The sequence below is a fragment of the Corynebacterium lizhenjunii genome, assembly GCF_011038655.2.
Taxonomy (GTDB): domain Bacteria; phylum Actinomycetota; class Actinomycetes; order Mycobacteriales; family Mycobacteriaceae; genus Corynebacterium; species Corynebacterium lizhenjunii.
The window spans coordinates 915452-936998 of the sequence record NZ_CP064954.1 but is presented as its reverse complement, the minus strand read 5'-3'; the positions used below and the strand labels follow the sequence as shown (position 1 = coordinate 936998).

General features: G+C 60.7%; 22 protein-coding genes. 9 read left to right on the top strand and 13 right to left on the bottom strand.

The annotated features are described in order from the left end of the window. Nucleotides 1-313: 313 nt before the first annotated feature. The 4 genes from G7Y31_RS04420 (at nt 314) to G7Y31_RS04405 (ending at nt 6099) form a co-directional block, all read left to right on the top strand. Nucleotides 314-4036 carry a multifunctional oxoglutarate decarboxylase/oxoglutarate dehydrogenase thiamine pyrophosphate-binding subunit/dihydrolipoyllysine-residue succinyltransferase subunit gene (locus G7Y31_RS04420; RefSeq protein WP_244977437.1) on the top strand — a complete coding sequence of 1241 codons (3723 nt, stop codon included), beginning with the start codon at nt 314-316 and terminating at the stop codon, nt 4034-4036. 83 nt (nt 4037-4119) lie between these two features. Continuing rightward, a complete protein-coding gene (locus G7Y31_RS04415) occupies nt 4120-4503 on the top strand; it encodes a hypothetical protein (protein WP_165008974.1) in 384 nt (127 codons plus the stop codon). Nucleotides 4504-4581: 78 nt separating this feature from the next. After that, nucleotides 4582-5496 carry an ornithine cyclodeaminase family protein gene (locus G7Y31_RS04410; RefSeq protein ID WP_165008972.1) on the top strand — a complete coding sequence of 305 codons (915 nt, stop codon included), beginning with the start codon at nt 4582-4584 and terminating at the stop codon, nt 5494-5496. Between the two features lie 51 nt (nt 5497-5547). Continuing rightward, nucleotides 5548-6099 (top strand): GntR family transcriptional regulator, encoded by a 552-nt coding sequence (locus G7Y31_RS04405; protein WP_165008970.1) that lies wholly within the window; start codon nt 5548-5550, stop codon nt 6097-6099. Here G7Y31_RS04405 and G7Y31_RS04400 read toward each other — a convergent pair. Continuing rightward, nucleotides 6086-7612: an IS1634 family transposase gene (locus G7Y31_RS04400; protein ID WP_425321661.1), complete on the bottom strand. Its 1527-nt coding sequence runs from the start codon at nt 7610-7612 to the stop codon at nt 6086-6088. The genes G7Y31_RS04405 and G7Y31_RS04400 overlap by 14 nt on opposite strands. A gap of 113 nt (nt 7613-7725) precedes the next feature. Between G7Y31_RS04400 and G7Y31_RS04395 the strand changes: the two genes are divergently transcribed. After that, nucleotides 7726-7974: an FCD domain-containing protein gene (locus G7Y31_RS04395; protein WP_165007519.1), complete on the top strand. Its 249-nt coding sequence runs from the start codon at nt 7726-7728 to the stop codon at nt 7972-7974. Here the strand turns inward: G7Y31_RS04395 and G7Y31_RS04390 are convergent. Continuing rightward, nucleotides 7971-8735 carry a hypothetical protein gene (locus tag G7Y31_RS04390; RefSeq protein ID WP_165007523.1) on the bottom strand — a complete coding sequence of 255 codons (765 nt, stop codon included), beginning with the start codon at nt 8733-8735 and terminating at the stop codon, nt 7971-7973. The two genes, G7Y31_RS04395 and G7Y31_RS04390, sit on opposite strands and share 4 nt — an antisense overlap. Nucleotides 8736-8838: 103 nt before the next feature. Between G7Y31_RS04390 and G7Y31_RS04385 the strand changes: the two genes are divergently transcribed. Next, nucleotides 8839-9975, top strand: a complete 1137-nt coding sequence (locus tag G7Y31_RS04385; protein WP_165007527.1) for an Mrp/NBP35 family ATP-binding protein — start codon at nt 8839-8841, stop codon at nt 9973-9975. Between the two features lie 6 nt (nt 9976-9981). Here G7Y31_RS04385 and G7Y31_RS04380 read toward each other — a convergent pair whose 3' ends face one another. From G7Y31_RS04380 to sigE, 3 genes are all read right to left on the bottom strand, one after another. Then, on the bottom strand, nt 9982-10518 hold the full coding sequence (locus G7Y31_RS04380; RefSeq protein ID WP_165007530.1) for a twin-arginine translocase TatA/TatE family subunit: 537 nt from the start codon (nt 10516-10518) through the stop codon (nt 9982-9984). Between the two features lie 44 nt (nt 10519-10562). Continuing rightward, complete coding sequence (locus G7Y31_RS04375; RefSeq protein WP_165007533.1) at nt 10563-11057, bottom strand: anti-sigma factor family protein; 495 nt, start codon at nt 11055-11057, stop codon at nt 10563-10565. Between the two features lie 110 nt (nt 11058-11167). Beyond that, complete coding sequence (gene sigE / locus G7Y31_RS04370; RefSeq protein ID WP_165007536.1) at nt 11168-11797, bottom strand: RNA polymerase sigma factor SigE; 630 nt, start codon at nt 11795-11797, stop codon at nt 11168-11170. Nucleotides 11798-11950: 153 nt separating this feature from the next. Here sigE and G7Y31_RS04365 point away from each other — a divergent pair, with 153 nt between their 5' ends. Beyond that, nucleotides 11951-12601 carry an O-methyltransferase gene (locus G7Y31_RS04365; RefSeq protein WP_165007539.1) on the top strand — a complete coding sequence of 217 codons (651 nt, stop codon included), beginning with the start codon at nt 11951-11953 and terminating at the stop codon, nt 12599-12601. Here G7Y31_RS04365 and glgC read toward each other — a convergent pair. After that, entirely contained in the window at nt 12598-13815 is a 1218-nt protein-coding gene (gene glgC, locus G7Y31_RS04360; protein ID WP_165007542.1) for a glucose-1-phosphate adenylyltransferase, read from the bottom strand. The two genes, G7Y31_RS04365 and glgC, sit on opposite strands and share 4 nt — an antisense overlap. Nucleotides 13816-13961: 146 nt before the next feature. On the opposite strand from glgC, the gene glgA reads away from it, so the two are divergent. Continuing rightward, on the top strand, nt 13962-15116 hold the full coding sequence (gene glgA / locus G7Y31_RS04355; protein ID WP_165007545.1) for a glycogen synthase: 1155 nt from the start codon (nt 13962-13964) through the stop codon (nt 15114-15116). Further along, complete coding sequence (locus tag G7Y31_RS04350) at nt 15117-16544, top strand: GH32 C-terminal domain-containing protein (protein WP_165007548.1); 1428 nt, start codon at nt 15117-15119, stop codon at nt 16542-16544. Nucleotides 16545-16633: 89 nt separating this feature from the next. Here G7Y31_RS04350 and G7Y31_RS04345 read toward each other — a convergent pair whose 3' ends face one another. Genes G7Y31_RS04345 through dapE form a run of 7 tightly spaced genes read right to left on the bottom strand, consistent with a single transcriptional unit; the run spans nt 16634 to nt 21500 of the window. Further along, nucleotides 16634-17494 (bottom strand): methyltransferase domain-containing protein, encoded by an 861-nt coding sequence (locus G7Y31_RS04345; RefSeq protein WP_165007551.1) that lies wholly within the window; start codon nt 17492-17494, stop codon nt 16634-16636. Continuing rightward, a complete protein-coding gene (locus G7Y31_RS04340; RefSeq protein WP_165007554.1) occupies nt 17495-17662 on the bottom strand; it encodes a DUF3117 domain-containing protein in 168 nt (55 codons plus the stop codon). Nucleotides 17663-17710: 48 nt separating this feature from the next. Continuing rightward, on the bottom strand, nt 17711-18061 hold the full coding sequence (locus tag G7Y31_RS04335; RefSeq protein ID WP_165007557.1) for a DivIVA domain-containing protein: 351 nt from the start codon (nt 18059-18061) through the stop codon (nt 17711-17713). A gap of 10 nt (nt 18062-18071) precedes the next feature. Beyond that, nucleotides 18072-18818, bottom strand: coding sequence for a glucosyl-3-phosphoglycerate synthase (locus G7Y31_RS04330; RefSeq protein ID WP_165007560.1), 747 nt, complete (start codon nt 18816-18818; stop codon nt 18072-18074). Further along, nucleotides 18818-19666 (bottom strand): dihydropteroate synthase, encoded by an 849-nt coding sequence (folP, locus tag G7Y31_RS04325; RefSeq protein ID WP_235923002.1) that lies wholly within the window; start codon nt 19664-19666, stop codon nt 18818-18820. Before folP ends, G7Y31_RS04330 begins: the two co-directional genes overlap by 1 nt. Next, nucleotides 19656-20393 carry an LOG family protein gene (locus G7Y31_RS04320; RefSeq protein ID WP_165007563.1) on the bottom strand — a complete coding sequence of 246 codons (738 nt, stop codon included), beginning with the start codon at nt 20391-20393 and terminating at the stop codon, nt 19656-19658. The genes folP and G7Y31_RS04320 overlap by 11 nt, the downstream gene beginning before the upstream one ends. 21 nt (nt 20394-20414) lie before the next feature. Further along, nucleotides 20415-21500, bottom strand: a complete 1086-nt coding sequence (dapE, locus tag G7Y31_RS04315) for a succinyl-diaminopimelate desuccinylase (RefSeq protein WP_165007566.1) — start codon at nt 21498-21500, stop codon at nt 20415-20417. Nucleotides 21501-21547: the final 47 nt, after the last annotated feature.

The window sequence follows — 21547 nt, the reverse complement described above, 5'->3', positions numbered from 1 at the left end:
CCTCCGGTAGCCCCCTTCCCCCGCCACCACCCCCGCACTGGGGTACGACCGCAGTGAATAGACTGCTAACCGTGCAGGTCAGGGCGATAAATAGATTGCGTAGTGAGCGAAAGAACTAAAGCACCCCCCGCAGCGTGTAGGCAATCCGGGGTGGGGTTTATCATGGTGGGCAGACTATTTGCCGGTTGAGGATGGCCTCGGCCGCTTCGGTCCGACACCAAGCCGCGGCATGCGTGCGTCCAGGAGGAGTCCCACCCCGCCTGCGGCTGACAACAAAAGCAAGTTAAGCAAGGAAATGAGGCGAGCATCTGCCGTGAGCAACTCGAGCATCTTCGGCCCTAACGCGTGGCTGATTGACGAACAGTTCCAGCAGTATTCCAAGGACCCCAACTCCGTTGACAAGGAATGGCGCGAGTACTTCGAAGCCAACGGCGCCCCGCAGGCTGCCAAGGAGTCAACCGCCGCGGTCAAGCAGACCGAAGGCGCCAACACCGAGCGCAAGCAGGCTGTGCGCGAGACCAGCATAGACAAGGCCGAAGCCTCCGCTGTTAGCAATACGAAGAAGTCCGCACAGCCCACCCAGGCTGCAAAGGCTGCTAAGCAGGCTAAGAAGGACGAGTCCCCCTTGGATCGCATTGGCCCCGCACCGGAGCCGGGTGAGAGCCAGCTCAAGGGCATGTTCAAGGCCATTGCAAAAAACATGGATGAGTCTTTGGCTATCCCCACCGCCACCACCGTGCGCGATATGCCGGTGAAGCTGATGTGGGAAAACCGTGCGATGATCAATGATCACCTCCAGCGCACCCGCGGCGGCAAGATCTCCTTTACCCACATTCTGGGCTACGCCATGGTTAAGGCAGCACAGATCCACCCGGGCATGAATGTGCGCTATGAGGTCAAGGACGGCAAGCCCTTTGTTATCCAGCCGGAGCACATCAACCTGGGCCTGGCCATTGACCTTCCCCAGAAGGATGGTTCCCGCGCCCTGGTGGTGGCAGCCATCAAGGAATGTGAAAACAAGTCTTTTGCGGAGTTCATCGACGCCTACGAGGACATCGTGGCCCGATCCCGCAAGAACAAGCTGACCATGGATGATTTCTCTGGGGTCACCATCAACCTGACCAACCCTGGTGGCATTGGTACCCGCCACTCGATTGCGCGCCTGACTAAGGGCTCCGGCGCGATTATTGGTGTGGGTTCGATGGATTACCCGGCCGAGTTCGCCGGTGCTTCCGCAGACCGCTTGGCGGATCTGGGCGTGGGCCGTCTGGTCACGCTGACCTCTACCTATGATCACCGCGTTATCCAGGGTGCAGAATCTGGCGAGTTCCTGCGCACCGTTGGCCAGCTGATTAATGACGCAAAGTTCTGGGACGAGCTCTTCTCTTCCATGGGCGTTCCTTATTCCCCGCTGCGCTGGGCACAGGACGTACCCAACACCGGCGTGGACAAGAACACTCGCGTCCAGCAGTTGATTGAGGCCTACCGCTCCCGCGGCCACCTCAAGGCCAATGTCAACCCATTGCGCTGGCGCCAGCCGGGCTTGCCGTGGCCGGATCACCGCGATCTGGACATCGCCACCCACGGTCTGACCATCTGGGATTTGGACCGCACCTTCAACGTGGGCGGTTTCGGCGGCAAAGAGACCATGACGCTGCGTGAGGTTCTCTCCCGCCTGCGCGCTGCGTACACCCTCAAGGTGGGTTCCGAGTACACCCACATCATGGACCGTGACGAGCGCGAATGGCTGCGCGACCGACTCGAGGCCGGTATGCCCAAGCCCACCAATGCGGAGCAGAAGTACATTCTGCAGAAGGTCAACGGCGCAGAGGCCTTTGAGAACTTCCTGCACACCAAGTACGTGGGTCAAAAGCGCTTCTCCCTGGAGGGCGCGGAGTCGCTGATTCCGTTGATGGACTCCATCATTGACACTGCCGCTGGCCAGGGTCTGGACGAGGTAGTCATTGGTATGCCGCACCGCGGCCGCCTGAATGTCTTGTTCAACATCGTGGGCAAGCCGCTGGCGGACATCTTTGGTGAATTTGACGGCAACTACAAGGGCGGCCAGCTGGGCGGCTCCGGTGACGTGAAGTACCACCTGGGTGCCGAGGGCTACCACCTGCAGATGTTCGGCGACGGGGAAATCAAGGTCTCCCTCGCTGCTAACCCCTCCCACCTGGAGGCGGTGGACCCGGTCATGGAGGGCATTGCCCGCGCCAAGGAAGACCTGTTGGCCAAGCCGGGTGAGCACAGCGTGGTGCCCATCATGCTGCACGGTGATTCTTCCTTCGCCGGCCTGGGTGTGGTGCAAGAGACCATCAACCTCTCCCGCATTGCCGGCTATACCGTGGGCGGCACCGTCCACATTGTGGTCAACAACCAAGTGGGCTTCACCACCACCCCGGACTCCGCACGTTCCACCCACTACGCCACCGACTTGGCCAAGGGCTTTGACTGCCCGGTCTTCCACGTCAATGGCGACGACCCGGAGGCCGTGGTGTGGGTAGGCCAGCTGGCTACCGAGTACCGCCGCCAGTTTGGCAAGGACGTCTTCATCGACCTCATCTGCTACCGCCTACGCGGCCACAATGAGGCAGATGATCCGTCCATGACTCAGCCCATGCTCTACGACGTGATCGAGGATCACACCAGCGTGCGCGAGCTCTACACCCAGGAGCTCATTGGCCGTGGCGACCTCTCCGAGGCCGACGCTGAGGCTGCTGCCCGCGACTTCCACGATCAAATGGAAGCTGTCTTCTCCGAGGTCAAGGAAGCTGAAAAGCAGCCGCCGAAGGAGCAGACCGGCATTACCTCCGCCCAGCAGCTCACCCGTGGCCTGAACACCTCCATCACCCGTGAGGAACTGGCCTCCATCGGCCAGGCCTACCTGGATACCCCGGAGGGCTTCCAGTACCACAAGCGCGTGGGCAAGATTGCAGAGCAGCGTGCTAAGGCCGCCATCGAAGGCGGCATCGACTGGGGCTTCGGTGAGCTCATCGCCTTCGGTTCACTGGCCAACTCCGGCAAGGTCGTCCGCTTGGCCGGTGAGGATTCCCGCCGCGGTACCTTCACCCAGCGCCATGCGGTGGCATTTGACCCGACCAATGCTGAGGAGTTCCACCCGCTCAATGATCTCGCACTGCGTGCTGGCAACGGCGGCAAGTTCATGGTCTACAACTCTGCACTGACCGAGTTCGCGGGCATGGGCTTCGAGTACGGCTACGCACTGGGCAACCCGGATGCCGTGGTGGCGTGGGAGGCACAGTTCGGTGACTTCGCCAATGGCGCACAAACCATCATCGACCAGTACGTCTCCTCCGGTGAGGCCAAGTGGGGTCTGATGAACTCCCTGATCCTGCTCCTGCCGCACGGCTACGAGGGCCAGGGCCCGGACCACTCCTCTGCCCGCATTGAGCGTTACCTGCAGCTGTGCGCTGAGGGCTCCATGACTGTGGCACAGCCTTCCACCCCGGCTAACCACTTCCACCTGCTGCGCCGCCAGGCGCTGGGTACCATGAAGCGCCCGCTGGTGGTCTTCACCCCGAAGGCCATGCTGCGTATGAAAGCCGCATCTTCCTCCGTGGAGGAGTTCACTGACATCAAGAAGTTCCGTTCGGTTATCAATGACCCGAAGTACTTCGACATGTACGGCGAGAAGATTGCCGATACTTCCAAGGTCACCACCATCATGCTGGTCTCCGGCAAGCTGTACTACGACCTGGAGAAGAAGCGCAACGATGATGGCCGCGAGGATATTGCCATCGTTCGCGTGGAAATGCTGCACCCCATCCCGTTCAACCGCCTGCGCGAGGCCTTTGAGGCCTACCCGAACGCTAAGCAGATTCGCTTCGTCCAGGCCGAGCCGGCCAACCAGGGGCCGTGGCCGTTCTACAACGAGCACCTGCGCACCCTGATTCCGAATATGCCGGACATGGTTCGCATCTCCCGCCGCGCCCAGTCCTCTACGGCTACCGGCAACGCCAAGGTGCACCAAATTGAGCACGATAAGCTGCTCAATGAGGCTTTCGCCGACTAGCACCACCCTGCCGCCCCGACTTGTTCGGGGCGGTCTTTTTTATCGGCGCTCCTACCCGAGCCAGACCCTACTAGGGAGCATATATGTTCAACCAGCTTGACAAATCCGGACTCTACTTACTCATAGTTGGGGTCGCGTGCTCTATCTTTGCCGGTATCAGTTACACAGTCGCGGGCTCCCAAAACCGGGGCATCCTGCAGCTGGGGACAACTGTGGCCTTCCTCGGCATTGTTGCAGCAGCATCCCTGAGCTCTCTGGGAAAGTCACTCAAGCGCTCACAACGCGCGCAGCGCTATTTCACCATTGCTTTCTTTGCTTTTGTCTTGGCCGCGCTCATAGGGATCTGGCTGTGGATGGTTCCAGCAGCGCAGGGCCCGTCCTGGTTGTTGGTGGCTGGGTTCAGTGTGCTGCAGGCGGTTCCCTTCTATGGTTTCGGGTTAAAGCTGCTGCGGGAACAGAATACCTAGGGTGCGCCTGCTGGTTCGGTTGCCGGGAGGTACCATTGCACGGTACAGACCTTCCTGACACAGACCCCGAAAGGATTCATGCTTCACATCAGCGCCCAGGACGTTGCCAACCTAGTCTCCCCTGCCGATGCCGTGAAGTGCATCCACGAAACCCTTGCCGCAGGCTTCGACCCCGCGCAGGACTTCGCCCGGGATGCCAAACCGGTCCCCGGTGGGGAGTTCCTTCTGATGCCTTCGGCATCTACCGCGGGATTCGGCGTGAAGCTGGTATCGGTCGCGGATCCCGACCCCAACTTCACCGGCCCGCGCATCCAGGGCACCTACGTGCTCTTTGACGGCGCCACCCTGGCCCCGCACGCAACCATTGATGGCGTGGCGCTGACCAACTTGCGCACCCCTGCAGCTTCCTTAGCGGGTGTGCGAGACTTTCTTGCCGATTCCCCCGCTCCCTTGAGCGCCGTTGTTATTGGCACTGGTCCGCAGGGGCGCTGGCACGCCCGCACATTGGAGGATATGCTGCGCGGGACGCGCGAGGTGGCTATAACCTTTGCGTCGCGTACCCGGCCAGCTGACCTGGACAGGTGGGTTCGCATGGGCAGCCCGGAGGCGGCAGCAGCTCTGTCCACCGCCGACGTCATTATCACCACCACGACCTCTACAACACCAGTCATTAGCCGCAAGGACATCTCGGATACCGCAATTGTGGTGGCGGTGGGCTCCCACTCCCCGCAGGCGCGCGAGCTAGCCGCTGACATTTTGGCCGATGCCACGGTAATAGTCGAGGATAAGGCAACCGCTTTGCGAGAAGCCGGTGATGTGGTGCTCGCTATTGAAGATTCCGCCCTCAGTGGAGAAGATCTGGTAGAAATCAAGGATGTCTTGTGCCAAAGGTCCACAGTCAGTCTTAAGGCTCCGATAGTATTTAAGACTACGGGCATGGCGTGGCAAGATTTGGTGATTGCGCAGCTTATCGCTCAGCGCTACGCCCACTAATTACCGCGAGAAAGAGGGAGCACGTTGAAACCATCCTTGCCAAACTTCGGCGTGCTGCCCCAGACACAGAAACTTCGCGATCGCGTCACTGCAGCGCTACGCGCGGCGATAATCTCCGGTGAGTTGACCCCTGGGACCATCTACTCGGCCCCCGAGCTAGCCCGCGCCTTTGGGGTGTCGCCGACCCCGGTACGCGAGGCCATGATTTCCTTGGTCAACGACGCCCTGGTAGAAAAGCTCCCTAACCGGGGCTTCCGGGTTATCGAGTTAGACCCCGCCATTCTCGATCAGGCCGTCGAAGCCCGTCTGCTGCTCGAAGTGCCCACGATGGGTGCGATTGCCCAGGCCTGCACCGGTAACGTTGCCAAGGCAGTCTTTGCGTTGCTCCCGCTTGTCGATGCCATGGAAACCACCGCTCGCCACGGTGACCTGGTGCGCCTGCTGGAAACCGACACCACATTCCACACTCGTTTTCTGTCTCTGCATGGAAATAACGTCATCGTAGATACGGTCCGGAACATGCGCTCCCTAGCCAGGCTTACTGGGCTCAAAGCCCTAGCACCCGACTTGGCTCATTTTAGTGCGGAAGTCAGGCTTGGGTGATGGCGTTGAGGAGTTGTTGGACGTCAGGGGGCAGTGGTGTGGCGGCGTGGATGGTGGTGCCGTTGAGTTTGAGTTCGAAGGTTCGGTATTTTTTCAGGGTTCGTACCAGGCGTTTGATGCTTTTGCCTGTGGCCGTTTCCATCATCTGACTGATTGCTAGAGCGGCCATGACGATGTTGAGGTGGGCGTTTATAGAGTCTTCGGTTCGCGCGTAGATCGGGCGGGCTTTGAGATCGGACTTTGACATTCGGAACGATTTTTCAATGTTGAGCAGATGTCTGTAGGCGCGGAGCACCTCGGGTGCGGGCATCGATGTGAGCGTCGTTTCGTAGCCTTTAATCCCAGCTAAGGCCCTATGTTTGGTGGCCAGTTCGTAGTTGACCTTTTTATTTGGGGCTTTGAGATCGATGTATCGATTACGTTTGATCGCTACTTTGCCTTCTACTGCTCGGGCAGCCTTGGCTAGCTGCTCGTCGATGCCGCGCACTGTTCGTCGAGCCCGATCGTAGGAGTAGTGAAAGTGAGTAACAGAATCCGGCTTGCCTGTTGTGGCATGGCGTCGATCTGTGTAGGAAGGCTGGGACCATATTTGCCCGTGAGTGTAGTCCTGGCCAGGATGTTCCTGTTTCCACTGGGTGATCACCTCAGGCAGGGAGGGGACTTTGGTAGAAAGGATGTAATCTAGCCCCGCCTCAACGATAGCTGTCTTGTTCTCGGCTGAAAACATGCCCGCATCAGCAACAATCGTGACGCGGTCGAGATTGTACGCAGACTGAAAAGCCCGGATCATCGGTAACAACGTGTGCGTTTCGGCTTTGTTGCCTTCATAGGCCCCGATATGTAGTGGGAAGCCCGTGGCATCGGTTAGCAGGCCTACCAGGATTTGAGGTTCGACTCGGCGTTCTTTCGAAAAGCCGGATTTACGCAGGTCATCTGGAGTATCAGTTTCGAAATACAGCGTGGTCACGTCGTATAAGACGAAGCTTCCTGCACCGATACCAGCATGGCGAGCTAAGGCTTGAGACAAAATCTCACGAAATGACTCTGTAGCGTAGCTGGCTAAATGCCGTTTGATTGTGGCATAAGTGGCACTTACCACGCCAACTTCGGCCAAAGTCTCAATCGAATCCAGCTTGGAACCTGGCTGAATAATCCGCGCGCGCACTAGATTGGCAAAAACCTGGTCGCCACCAGTGGCAACATCAAATCCAAGCCGCTGGTAGCACGAGTCAATGCACTCTAAAAGGACACCAGCCTTTTGGGAACTCACCGGTAACGGATTGTCTTTCGACCCACTACCTGCAGGCGCATTCCTATCATCAAGCCCTAAATCGAGGCAGAGTTGATCCCCATCAATCACGCGTTGAGCTTCAGCTTTCAACAACGCTAGCTCATAGTCATCGTGGGCAGAGCCGATATGCTTCATCACCTTTCTACCTGCACGTTCTTCTAACACCACCTGCACAGCAGTAGCACCTGAGGCGGTGGTAACGGTACGAATATACGGGCTCACAAAAATCACATTACAACCAACCCCGCCCCCTACCCCCTTAGTGCGGAAAAACCCGACCCCGCAAGACCAAAACTGCAGGCCTACGTGTCAAGGGTTAATTTAATCACACCCTGATGAGCCAAGTCAGGTTCCACACTCGTTTTCTGTCTCTGCATGGAAATAACGTCATCGTAGATACGGTCCGGAACATGCGCTCCCTAGCCAGGCTTACTGGGCTCAAAGCCCTAGCAGAACGCGGGAAGCTCCTGGAAACCACTGGCGACCACCGGGCGATGGTCACCGCCGCCCTGGACCGGGACCGCCCAGTGATGGAGCGCCTGGTGACCGCACACATCAACAACGTTCGCAGCACCTGGTCTTAGCTGATGGTGGAGCCACCACCGGTGGAACCACTACCGTCGCTATTGGCGGTGCCCTCGCCCTCCCCGGAGCTGGTGGTCTGCGTTTCAATCCACAACCCCACAGTCTCCGCGATGGAGCCGGAAGCCTCGGCGTCCTGAGTGAGCTGTTCTATGTCCTGGCTAGAGATGTATTTAGTCACCGACGCCACCTGAAAACGTTCTTCCCTATTGAGCAGGTTCTTTTCGTAGACCACCACATAATTTTGCGGCAGGTCCACCTCCTCCCGGTCGTGGCACCCCGGTGCTGGGGAGGGATCCACGGTGGTAACTTCAGCTGGCAGCGCGCCCATCATCGCGATGTGGGTCTCCGCCAGAAAGTCGCGATCGCTACGCTGCCCGGTGCGCTGCTGCTGCTCGTGGGCTTGGCGTTGTTCTTTCTCCAGTTTCTTGGCAGTGGCATGATCTAGACCATTGAGGAAATTTCCGGTACAGCCCACAATAAAATCGGCATCCCCACTGCGGATTCGGTCTAAACGCTCAGCCGAAGTGGAACCATCCACCCGCACCAAAGTGGCATCGCGCCCCTGCTTAGCCAAGGTACGTATATACACCTCACCGAGAATCAACTGCTCCACACGACTAGGATCCACGGCAATACGCACCTGAGCGTGGGTGCTGGGGTGGCGCTGTGGATGTGGGGTTTGCTGCGCACAGCCAGCCAAGGCCAGACAAGCCATACTGGCAACCCCGAGGGTAGAAAGGGTGCGGTGTAGAGGGGGCATCGGCAAGCTCCTTGCAAACTTTCAGACGAGGTTGTGGGCAAAGGCGACCTTAGGGAGTCTACAGTGTCAGCAGCCAGCCGACAGGGCTAGGATGGGTACAGATATGACTACTGCAATTAATGAGTCCGCTGTACGCAGCGCGCTAGCCCGTGTAGAAGACCCTGAAATTGGCCGCCCCATCACTGAACTGGACATGGTGAAGTCCATAGCCATTGATGGTAGCGATGTGGCGGTAGAGATTTATCTCACCATCGCCGGGTGCCCCATGCGCAACACCATCGAGGCTAATACCCGTGCCGTTCTGGAGGAAATCCCTGGAGTCGGTGCTGTCAGCGTGCAGATGGACGCCATGAATGATGAGCAACGCCGTGCCCTCAAGCAAAAGTTGCGCGGCGGCCAGGCGGAGCCGGAAATTCCCTTTGCCAAGCCCTCCTCCACCACCCGGGTCTTTGCCGTAGCCTCCGGCAAGGGCGGCGTGGGCAAGTCCTCCATGACCGCCAACCTGGGGGCGGCACTGGCAGCCAAGGGGCTCAAAGTGGGCATTGTGGATGCCGATATTTACGGCCACTCCATCCCAGGGCTGTTGGGCAACCATGCCCAGCCCACTGTGCTGGACGAGGAAATGCTCATGCCGCCGATTGCCCATGGGCTGAAGTTCATCTCCATCGGGCAATTTGTCGAGGGCAACGCCCCCGTGGTGTGGCGCGGGCCCATGCTGCACCGGGCGCTACAGCAATTCCTGGGGGATGTCTTCTGGGGCGACCTTGACGTGTTGCTGCTGGACCTACCGCCGGGTACTGGCGATGTCGCCCTGTCTGTTGCCCAGCTCATTCCCAATGCCGAGCTACTGGTGGTCACCACCCCCCAGGCGGCGGCGGCCGAAGTCGCTGAGCGGGCCGGCTCTATCGCCTCCCAGACCCGCCAAAAGGTAGCCGGAGTGATTGAGAACATGTCCGCCATGGTGCTGCCTGACGGGACCACCATGGACATCTTCGGCAGCGGCGGCGGCCAACAAGTAGCCCAGCGCCTGAGCACCGTACTGGGCCACGAGGTGCCCCTGCTGGGCCAAATCCCGCTGGACCCGCAGCTGCGAACCAATGGTGACGCGGGCATCCCCTTGGTGGTGGCCGAGCCCTCCTCGCCCGCAGCCACAGCCATTGCCGCAGTGGCGGAGAAGCTGGCGGTGCGCAGCGAATCCCTGGCAGGCAAGCCTCTAGGTCTTGGCGTTACCCGCCACTAGGCAAGGCTAGGTGACGTCCTTCCAGGGATCTTCGGGGCGTTGGGTTTCGGGCTGCTGGGTTGCGGGCTGTTGGGTTGCGGGCTGCTGGATGGGCAGCTCGGGGTAAATCTGGGAGTAATCGAACCCGGGGGCGGCACTTTGCTGCCCCTGCTGCGGGGGCCGAACCTCCTGTGAAGGGCGGGCCTGCCGCGGGTCTTGGGCCTGCTGCTTTTGCTGCCCGTGAGCCGGTGGGGTGACCCGGGGATCGAAGTCCTGCCAGGCGGAGTCGTCACCATCGAATAGCGCCTTTGTCAGTGCGGCCCGGGGGCCCAGACGGCCCCATTCGGCTGCAGCGGTAATGGGCCCGCGCAGGGGCTCAAACTCTTCCTTGAGGCCATCAAACTCCCCGTTGAGCTCCGCCTTGGCGTTATTAATGGCTTTGCGCGCCGCGAAGATGGCTGCGCGCACGTCTTGGACCAGGCTGGGCAGACGCTCAGGCCCCACGATGATGACGGCGAAGACGAGGATGAAGAAGATCTCGCTCCACCCAATGGAAGAAAACACGGTACTAGACTAACCCCTTATTATCCGCAGGCGAGCACCCGGGGTTATTTTTGCTTTCCCCAGGTGCGCAGCAGCAAGTCCACCTTGTCCAGGAAGTGGTGGTGCCCGCTGTGCACGGTATCTTCCGCGCTGGGTCCAGGGTACTGCGGCATGCTGGCAATGTTATACAGCTTGGCCAGCAGGTCCACGGGAGCATGCATGTCCGATGCCCCGCTACACTCACGCACCCACGCCGCGGCCCCGCGCTGGCGGTGGACTTCCGCACGGCATTCATCGCAATGGACAAGGTGGATCCGCACCCTGTGGGTAGCTTTGTGGTCCATTTCCCCGTCGACAAATGCCACCACGGCCTCAGGCCCCAGGTGGCCAATGTGGTCACGGCTGCGGGCATGGTCTTTGAGGCGTTCTAAGACTTTGGTGCGCCGGGCTCCTGGCAGCGCTACGAGGGTGGCCAGGGCCTCCGCATCAATTCCGAGATCGCTAGCTAACTGGTAGATCTCTGCCTGCGGGCAGTCCTGGGGCTGCTGGGAATCCTGCATGGCGCAGACCTCCTTGTCCGTAGTGAGACACTGCGGCTAAACGTGCACTACGCCGTCAGTGCGCTACCTAGCGTAGTCCGTTTATGGTTACAGCGCTGTGTGCGAACCACTTAGCGTACTGGAAGCAGCAGGCGCGCCTCTGCGTCCTCGGCTGCCGCGCGTTCCAAGGCGTCGCGTAGCTGCGAACGGCCACGGTGAATCCGGGAGCGTACGGTGCCCATCTTCACACCCAGGGTATCGGCAATCTCGTCATAGCTCATGCCCACAACGTCGCATAGCACCACCGCCACACGGAAGTCCGGGCTCAGGTCATCCAGGGCCTTTTGCAGTACCGGGTCCAAGTTAGCTACAGAGTAGGCCTGTTCCGGGGTCATCTCAGTACCCGGGACGCGGTCGTAATCCTCCGGCAACGCCTCCATGCGGATGGTGGAACGGTGGCGCACCATATCCAGAAAGAGGTTGGTGGTGATGCGATGCAGCCAGCCCTCGAAGGTTCCTGCCTTGTACTTATCCAGCGAGCGGAACACCCGCATAAAGGTCTCTTGGGTTAGGTCCTCGGCGTCGTGCTGATTGCCAGAGAGGCGGTAGGCAAGGCGGTATACGCTGTCTGCGTGCTCTGCCACGAGCTCACCCCACGAGGGCATCGCGCCTGTCCCCGCGTCGAATGCCGCGGTCCCGCGCTCCTCTTGCCCAGGGGCAAGTTCTCTAGGTGCGGAGGCGGAGGGGCGCGCGTGTGTCATAGGTGATTATTATTGTCTATTCAGCTTGTGAAAGCCAGCAAGTGTTCTGCAAAAACGCTGTGAATACTTAACATGCGCCCCACCAGTCACTACTTCGCCGTGCTCTCCGCGTGAGTCACCCAAGCTTAGCTAAAAATCCCTAGAGTTTAGGGCGTGACTTCCACTGCCTTTGACGCCCTGCGCGCCTACATTGAACAGACTTCCCCTGCTGACGATGCCCTGGCGGGCGCCACCGCCCACGCCACGGAATTTGCGCTGCCGTTTCCCGATGCCGCCACGGGCCAGCTTTTGACCACCCTCACCGCCGCCGCCACACGGCATGGGATAGATAAGCCCCAGGCCATCGCGATTACCCCTGCGGCGTCCGTGGTGGGCCTGTATTTGCTCAACGGGTTGCCGGATTCTGGCATTTTGTCCTGCATTGACCCAGAGGCTGAACACCAGGCCAACGCTAAGGCAACGTTCCGCGCCGCTGGTTATGCCGCGTCCCGGGTGCGCTTCTTACCGTCGCGCCCCCTCGACGTGATCGAGCGTTTAGCTACCAGCGCCTACCAGCTGATTTACGCTGATGTCCCCACCATGGACCTGTTGGCTTTACTCAAGACGGCCTGGCCGTTGCTTAGCCCCGGCGGCACACTAGTGGTAGCCAACTCCTTGTTGGATGGGACCATCGCGGACCCCACCCGTACAGACCGCGCCACCCTGGCTGCCCGGGAAGCAGACGACTACGCGCGCGATTTGGACGGCGCAGTGCTCACCCGGCTACCTTTGGGCGCCGGGCTGACCTTGCTGACTAAGCGCTAAACGGTCTGGTTCTTGCCCACGACCACCACTCCGCCAGCGGAGATAGTGTAGCGCTCTTCGTCACGGGCACGGTCCACGCCGATGATGGCCCCTTCGGAGACCACCACATTTTTATCAATGATGGCGTGGCGCACCACTGCCCCGCGGCCGACGCGCACGCCGGGCATCAACACCGAGCCCTCAACCGTGGCCCCGTCCGCCACATGGACGTCTTCTGCCAGCACAGAATTGCGCACTGTGCCACCGGAGATAATGCACCCCGCAGCCACCATGGAGGACTGTGCAATACCGTTTTGCACAAACTTCGCGGGCGGCAGATTGGTGGAGTCTGTCGAGTGGATGGGCCACTTGCTGTTGTACAGATTGAAGATGGGGTGCACGGAAATTAAGTCCATGTGCGCCTCGTAGAAGGAGTCAATAGTGCCCACGTCGCGCCAGTAGCCGCGATCGCGTTCCGTTGCCCCCGGGACCTCATTAGCCATGAAGTCATAGACGTGGGCTTGCTGCTTGGATACGAAGTAAGGGATGATATCGCCGCCCATGTCGTGGGCAGAAGCCTCATTCTTCTCGTCTTCCAGCAACGCCCGCTTGAGAGCGTCGGCGTTGAAGACATAGTTACCCATGGAGGCGTAGGTCATGGATGGATCATCTGGCGTGGACGGCGGATTATCCGGCTTTTCTACAAAGTTGGTGATGGTGCCGGCAGCGTCAGCTTCAATACAGCCGAAGGCACTCGCCTCCTCACGCGGTACCCGAATGCCAGCCACGGAGCATTCCAGGCCCGTGGCAATGTGCTCTGCCACCATCTGGCCGGGGTCCATGCGGTAGACGTGGTCTGCGCCGAAGACAATCACGTAGTCCGGCTTTTCATCGTTGATCAGGTTCAGCGACTGCACAATGGCATCCGCTGAACCGGTGTACCACCGCTTGCCGCGGCGCTGCTGGGCGGGAACGGAGGCGATGTACTGGGTGGTGGGCCCGGAGAGGTTCCAGGCTTGGGAAATATGGCGGTCCAAGGAGTGGGACTTGTACTGGGTCAATACGGCAATCTTGAGGAAACCTGCATTTACCAGGTTAGACAGCACAAAATCCACGAGGCGGTAGGCTCCCCCGAAAGGGACTGCGGGCTTGGCACGGTCTTCCGTCAGCGGAAACAGGCGCTTTCCTTCACCGCCGGCTAGGACGATGGCGAGTACGTTTGGCTGGGTCTTCACCCTTTCCAACCTATAGGGCCAGCCCGGCTTTGTCACGGGGTTGCTCAGCTTAATTGCCCTCATATGAATGTGATGTTTTCTACCGCGGCCTAGAAATGTCCACATTGCGGCCCCTGGCAGGGTTTATGCGGCTACTCTGGGGTGCTATGAAATCAGGCATCTTCACCAAGGAATACCCACCGGAGATTTATGGAGGCGCAGGCGTTCACGTAGCCGAACTCACCCGCTTTATGCGCGAGATCATCGACGTCGACGTCCACTGTTTCGGCGCCCCGCGTGCAGAGGCGGGGGTCTACACCTATGGAGAGGACCCCGAACTAGCAGAGGCCAACGGCTCCCTGCGCACCCTGTCTACCGGACTGCGCATGGCCCACGGTGCCACCGGGCTAGACGTTGTGCACTCCCACACCTGGTACACCGGCCTGGCCGGACACTTGGCGGCAAAGCTCCACGGCATCCCCCACGTAGTGACTGCGCACTCCCTTGAGCCGCACCGCCCGTGGAAGCGGGAACAGCTAGCAGGCGGCTACGATATCTCTTCTTGGTCAGAGCGCAACGCGGTGGAATATGCCGATGCCGTCATTGCCGTCTCCTCCGGCATGCGCCAGGCCATATTGGACGTCTACCCCGACGTAGACCCAGACAAGGTCCACGTAGTGCTCAATGGCATTGACACTCAGGTGTGGCAGCCACGCGAGGCAGACCTGCTAGAACGCCTTGGGGTGGACCGATCGCGCCCGGTGGTGGCCTTTGTAGGGCGCATTACCCGCCAAAAGGGGGTAAGCCACCTGATCAAGGCTGCAGCTAACTTTGACCCCGCTATTCAAGTGGTCTTGTGCGCCGGCGCCCCCGATACCCCAGAAATTGCCGCTGAGACCGCCGCACTCATTGAGCAGCTTCAATCCCAGCGCGAAGGGGTCTTCTGGGTCCAAGAGATGCTCTCGCGCGAAGACATCCAGCAGGTCTATTCCGGGGCGGACATTTTTGTCTGCCCGTCCATCTATGAGCCGCTGGGAATTGTCAACCTGGAAGCCATGGCCTGCCAGACCGCAGTAGTGGCTTCTGACGTCGGGGGTATTCCGGAGGTAGTCGTCGACGGAAAAACCGGTACCCTGGTCCACTATGACGAGTCCGCGCCTGCAGATTTCGAGGCCGGACTCGCCCACGCGGTCAATGACCTTGCTGCTGACCCCGCCCGGATGGCGGAGTTTGCCGCTCAGGGTCGCGCCCGCGCGCAAGAGAAATTTAGCTGGGCTACTATTGCGGCCCAGACCGTCGACATTTACCGGAGCTTGATCTAAATGACCTACCGCCCTGAGTTGCACCTTGCACCTGAGGCTGGAGTATTGGAAGCACCCGCTGGCGTCCTGCTAGACGGGTCCACGTGGCACCTGTTCTACCAGTACCGCCCTGCTGTCAATGAGCCCACTCGATGGGGGCATTCCTATGCTGAGGACACCCCGTTTGACTGGCTTGAATGCGATGACGTGCTGGCCCCGGCTGGCGGTGAGATTGGTCTGCGTGCAGGCGCGGTGGCCCAGGTGGATGCCAACGTCAATCTGTATTACACCTCGATTACCTCCACGAGTTCGTCTATTCGCCTGGCCAAGTACGCCGACTACCACGACACTCACGGGGTTTCTGATGATCCGCTCACGGTAGACCCTTTGGTCATGCGCCATGGGGAGGTCATCTCACAGGCAGAGGGATTCTCCCGCTTCCGCTCCCCGTGCGTAGTTCCCGACTGGGAAACTGCAGACCGCGACGACCACGCCGGCTGGCTTATGCTGGCGCTTTCCGGCAGCACAGAGAACCCCACCCCAGTGCTGCTGCGCAGTCCGGACGGTGATTCGTGGACTTTCGAGGGAGCGCTGACGTTTAACGGGGATACCGGCTTTGCGACGAGCACGGAAGACTATCCTCCGGTGGTCTCTCCCCGCATCATTCGCCTGCGCGACGAGGTGGACGGCGAGGTCTATGACATCCTCTTCTTTACCATTGAGGCCGAGTCCCGGGAGATTGCCGGCTACCTGGTGGGCACCTTGCACGGTACCCAGTTCGACGTGGTCACCGGTTTCCGCCGCCTAGATTTTGGCCATGATTTCACCCGTCCGCGCAACACCAATGTCACCGAGGGCACCGCGCATGAAGGCGAGGGCTACACCGAGGCTTGCATCCTGGGCCTGCTCAATGGCCGTGGCCGCGCCGATGATCCGTCGGCCCACCACTCCTGGCACGCCGAAGGCTGGGCTAATGCCTTGTCCTTGCCACGCCACTTGACGTTGCAAGGCGGGGTGCTCTACCAGACTCCTCCGCGCGGTTTGCCGGATGCTGTCTCTGAATCCGATCGTGCACGCCTGTGGACTGGCATGCTGGAGGTCCCAGAGGGCTCTGGTGTGACTGTCACGTTGCTCGATGGCGAGGGGCAGGCTGCGGCCACCATCACCCATGCCGGGTCCCAGCTGCAGATTGACCGCTCCCCCTCCCGGGCGTTTGAGCATACCTATGCTGACGATGCCCCCGCCACGGCACCCTTGGCAGATGGTGACGAGGACTCGCTGACTATCGTGATTGATGGCTCTGCGTTGGAAGTCTATGCGGACTCGGGCCTGGTTACCATGGCTTCACGCATGTACATCGAGGGCGGCTGCTCCGGGTTCAGCGTGGAGACTTCCGGTGAGGCCGCCGTGCTCAACAGCTTTGAGCGCGCCGGCTCGCGCCTAGGCTAAACCGGGCCGCCTGGGCTAAACCGGGCAGTCCAGGTCGAACAGGTCGCCTGGGCTAAACCGGGCAGTCCAGGTCGAACAGGTCGCCTGAGTTAAACCGGGCGCAACCGGTCCAGGCGAGCACGCGCGGTGACCGTTATAGTCTCCGGAAGCGCGGCCATGCGCTCGGCCAGGTCCTCTGCGCCAATGTGGCGCGCCGAGGGGCTCATGCCCACTTGCGCGGCGATGGCGGCCCTGTCCAACACGATGGGGAAAGAAATGTCCACCGGGTCTGCGGCTTGTTCCAAAAACCCTGCGGCCTGTTGGTACATCCGCTCGACTTTGTCTTCGGCTACCCCCAAGATTCCGAGGGGTTCGCGCAGCTCATCCAGGTGGCCCACCCCGGGGGTGAGCACCACTACTTGACCGTGCGGAGCCAGTACGCGCTGAAACTCAGCGGGATTAGCGGGGGCAAAGACCACGGAGATGGCGTCAATACAGCGATCTCGCAGCGGCAGCCGCTCCCACACGTCAGCCACCACAGCACCGGCGCGCGAATGGCAAGCAGCCAGGTGCTTGGCGGCGTGTGGGGAAATATCCAGCCCGACACCGCGGGCGCCTTCCACAGAGTCCAACGTATGAGCCAAGTAATAACCGGTGCCCGCGCCTACTTCCAGCAACGCGGGCGGTGTGGATTCGGGGGCCTGTTCAAAAATGTCTTGAACCGCACCCGTAACAGTCTCCACAAAGGGTGCAAAGTGCCCTAGCGACAGATAGGTTTCTCGTGCAGCTACCATGGCAGGTCCATCGCCTTGATGGCTCAAGCCAGTACCGGCGGCCAAGGTCACATACCCGGCCTCGTCTACAACAAAAGAGTGCCCCGACTCAGATTCCAGGCGGTCAAAGTCATCCACGCCATGCAGCGGGGTGCCATCGCTGGGATCTGCGAGTAGATCAATGACATCGCGTAGCACTTAGCCAGCAGCCTCCAGCAGCAAAGCGCCCAGCTCAGCGGCTTCTTCCTTGGTCAGTTCCACCACAATGCGGCCACCGCCATCAGAAGGGATGCGCATAACAATTTTGCGGGATTCCTCCACGGCCTCCATCGGGCCGCCGGTAGTGCGGGGTTTCATCGCTGCCATAGTGGGTCAGCTCCTTAAATAATCTCAAACAAAGGTACCCCGTCCACTTTACGCTATCTGGCCCTCCCCGCCGCGCGAGCCAGCCTCTACCTCTTGCTCGCGCAGTATCGCTGCATCGCTCTCACGCAGTGTCTCTGCACCATTCTCACGCAGGATCTGTGCCACCTGGGCCAGCACGGCATCGACCTGCTCCTGGCGGTAGCCATAGCGCACCACATCAAATTGCACATCGGCGATTGCCCCGCGCGCCACGGCCGCAGCGTTGGCTTCCTTCACCTCGACTGGTCCTTCGGGCTCATCCATCACCCGCCCCCGGGTACCCAGGCGGTCCCAAGCGGCAATCCCCGCCAGGCTCACCATGCCCACCACGGCAATCAACAGGATCCAGGATAAAAACATGGCCTTTAGCCTACCGCGAAGTCTTGCCCATCACGTCATCTACAGGTGGACGTTGAGCGCACCCCTGCACTACCCCGGCACGGTGCAAGATGGTGTGGGCCACCACCTGCGCCATTGGGGCAAGCTGCTCCAATGGGCGGTTGCGGTGGCGGCGTGGAGGCAAATCCACCTGCGCAATGGCCCCGCTACCCCAGCGTTGAGCAACATCGATAAGCAACCCGGCTTCCACACCGTAGCCCTCTACGAAGGGCAACTGGCGCGCCACCGAGGTACGCAACGCATATTCGCCGCCCAGCGGCTGAGCTACGCCGCGTAAATCCGGGAAGAACTCTCGCAGCAGTGGCTTCGCGGTCAGCTCGGTTACCCGCCCGCCTCCACTGGCCGCACCGTCTAGGGTGCGTTCATAGCGGGCTTTAACCAGGTGCACGGTGGGGTCTTCCAAAGGCGCGCACAGTGCGCGCACCATTCCAGGTTCGGCGGATTCAATATCGGCGTCGATAAAACACACCACGTCGCCTGTAGCCGCCGCCACCCCCCGCCACAAGGATTCTCCCTTGCCGGGGCGCGGCGCTATATCCGGTAGCACCTCGCGCCAATTGAGCACCCGGGCACCGGCGCTGCGGGCCTGCTGGGCAGTGGAATCAGTACTATCGGCATCAATGACCACCACATCGGCGGCATCGGCCAAGCAGGCTCGCACCACCGCTGCCACCGTCGCTTCCTCATTGAGCGCGGGGATAATCACACTTACCTGCATTACGCCAGACCACGCGTGGTATTTAGCGGAGCACACTCCCCCGCAATGGCCGCGGTCATGCGCAAGACATCTACTGTCTGGGCTACTTCATGCACGCGAAACGCCGCCACGCCGCGCGCCGCCGCCCAGGCCGTTGCCGCAAGCGTTCCTGCCACGCGCTCGCCCACCGGCCGGTCCACGGTCTCACCCACAAAGTCTTTATTCGACAGCGCCATGAGCACCGGCCAGCCCGTGGCCACTAGCTCATCCACCCGTCGCAGCAGCTCCAAGCCGTGGAAGGTGTTCTTGCCAAAGTCATGGGTGGGATCAATAAACGTTAGGTCGGCGCGACAGCCCAGTGCCACGGCGCGCTCGGCTAGCGCAGTGGTCTCTGCGATGACATCGGCAACAACATCATCGAAGTGCACCCGGTGTGGCCGGGTGCGTGGGGTAACACCGCCGGTATGGGAGCACACATAGCCCACGCCGTGGGATCCGGCGACCTCAATAAGCTCGGGGTCCCAGCCTGCCCAGGTGTCATTGACCAAAGTGGCGCCGGCTGTGATGGCGGCATCGGCAACCTGCGCACGCCACGTGTCCACAGAGATGGTCACCCCTGGGTGGCGGGCGTGGATGCGTTCGATAGTGGGCACCACCCGCTCAATTTCCTCGCTGGCATCAACGGCCTGGCCTGGCCCAGCTTTGACCCCGCCGATGTCAATAATCTGCGCCCCTTGGGCCACAACCTCATCGGCACGCGCCAGCGCCGGGTCTAATTCAAAGGTGCGGCCCTGGTCGTAGAACGAATCTGGCGTGCGGTTGATAATTGCCATGACCCGGGGCAGGCTTTCGGGTGCATTAACAGTCATTGTGCGCAGCAACGATGTAGGCCACGGCCTCATCGACGTCGTCGGTAAGCAAAAACAGATCCAGATCGGCTTCGTCAATATATCCCTGCGCGGCCAGGGAGTCGCGCAGCCACTCAATTAACCCGGACCAGTACTGCGTGCCCAGCAGCACGATGGGGAAATTGGTTACCTTACCGGTTTGGACCATGCACATGACTTCAAAGAACTCATCCATGGTGCCCAGGCCGCCGGGCAGGCACACAAAGGCTTGGGAGTACTTCAAGAACATGGTCTTGCGGGCAAAGAAGTAGCGGAAATTCAGCCCCAAGTCCACATACTCGTTCAGGCCTTGTTCCTTAGGCAACTCAATGCCCAAGCCCACCGATAGCCCCTGGACCTCATGGGCGCCGCGGTTGGCGGCCTCCATCAACCCAGGCCCGCCGCCGGTGATCACGGCGTAATTGGCCTGCGCCAACTTGCGCCCGACTTCCACGCCCAGGTTGTAGACCTCGGATCCTTCCGGGGTGCGCGCTGAGCCGAATACGGTCACTGCCTGTGGTAAATCCCCCAGCGCATCAAACCCGGAGACAAACTCGCCCTGGATGCGCAGAACCCGCCACGGGTCCGCGTGTTGCCACTGATAGCCCTCCTCAGATTCCAGCAGGCGCTGGTCATAGGTAGAACTCTGCTGCCCCTGGGGGCGCATCAGGATGGGACCGCGCAGCATACGGCGGGGGTTAAGGCTCATTATTACACTCTCTTTCTGGGGTTACTTGGCACTGAGGTAGGCGCGCAGTGCGTCTGCGACTTCAGTAATCTGCGCGACGGGGACCTGTTCATCCTTCTTGTGGGCAAAACCTGGATCCCCGGGACCAAAGTTCACAGCCGGTGTGCCCATCTCTGAAAAGCGGGCCACATCCGTCCAGCCGTACTTGGCGCGCACGCGCCCACCTACGGCACTGATAAGTGCCTGGGCACTCGGCTGCCCTAATCCCGGCAATGCCGCTCCGGCAGCGTCATCGACCTCAATCTCAATGTCCGGGTGCTCGCCGATAACGCCGCGCACGTGCTCCAATGCCTGCTCTAGGCTGCGGTCCGGGGCGAAGCGGAAATTGACAAACATCCAGGCCTCATCCGGCAGTGTATTGGTGGCCACACCGGCTTCCAGGTGGACAATGTTGAGCCCCTCACGATAAGTGCAGCCATCAATGGTGACCTCGCGCGGCTGATACTCAGCCACGGCCAGCATGACCGGGGCCAGCCTATGGGCGGCATTCGAACCCAGCCAAGCGCGCGCCGAGTGCGCCCGCACTCCTCGGGCCGTCACCCGCAGGCGGATGGTGCCCTGGCAGCCGGCCTCAATAATGGCCCCGGAAGGCTCTCCCAGCAGCGCCAAGTCCCCTTCCAACCAGTGCGGGTGGTCGCGCTGCAGGTGGCCCAGGCCGTTGTACTCAGTAGAGACCTCCTCGCCCTCGTAAGCAATGAGGGTGAGGTCGTGCGCCAGGGAGGGGGCACGGTAAAGGTGTGCAAAAGTGTGCAGATACACCGCCAGCCCGGACTTCATGTCCACGGTGCCGCAACCATACATGGTCTGGCCGTCGGTAGAGAAGCTATGCGGCACATTATCTGCCAGCGGGACCGTATCCACATGGCCTGCCAGCACCACGCGCGAGCCCAAACCCCGGTTGGTGCGCGCACACACCGTATTAGCAAAGCGCACCACCTCCAGGTCCGGCAAGGCGCGCAGCGCGGCCTCAATGGCGTCTGCAATCGGCGCTTCCGAGTGGGAGGGGCTGGCAATATCTACCAGCGCTGCGGTTAGGTCTATGGGGTTGGCATGTAAATCTAGGCTCACACCCCGCAATGGTAGACGATTCGCGATTGCCCGGTCACGGTGGCAAA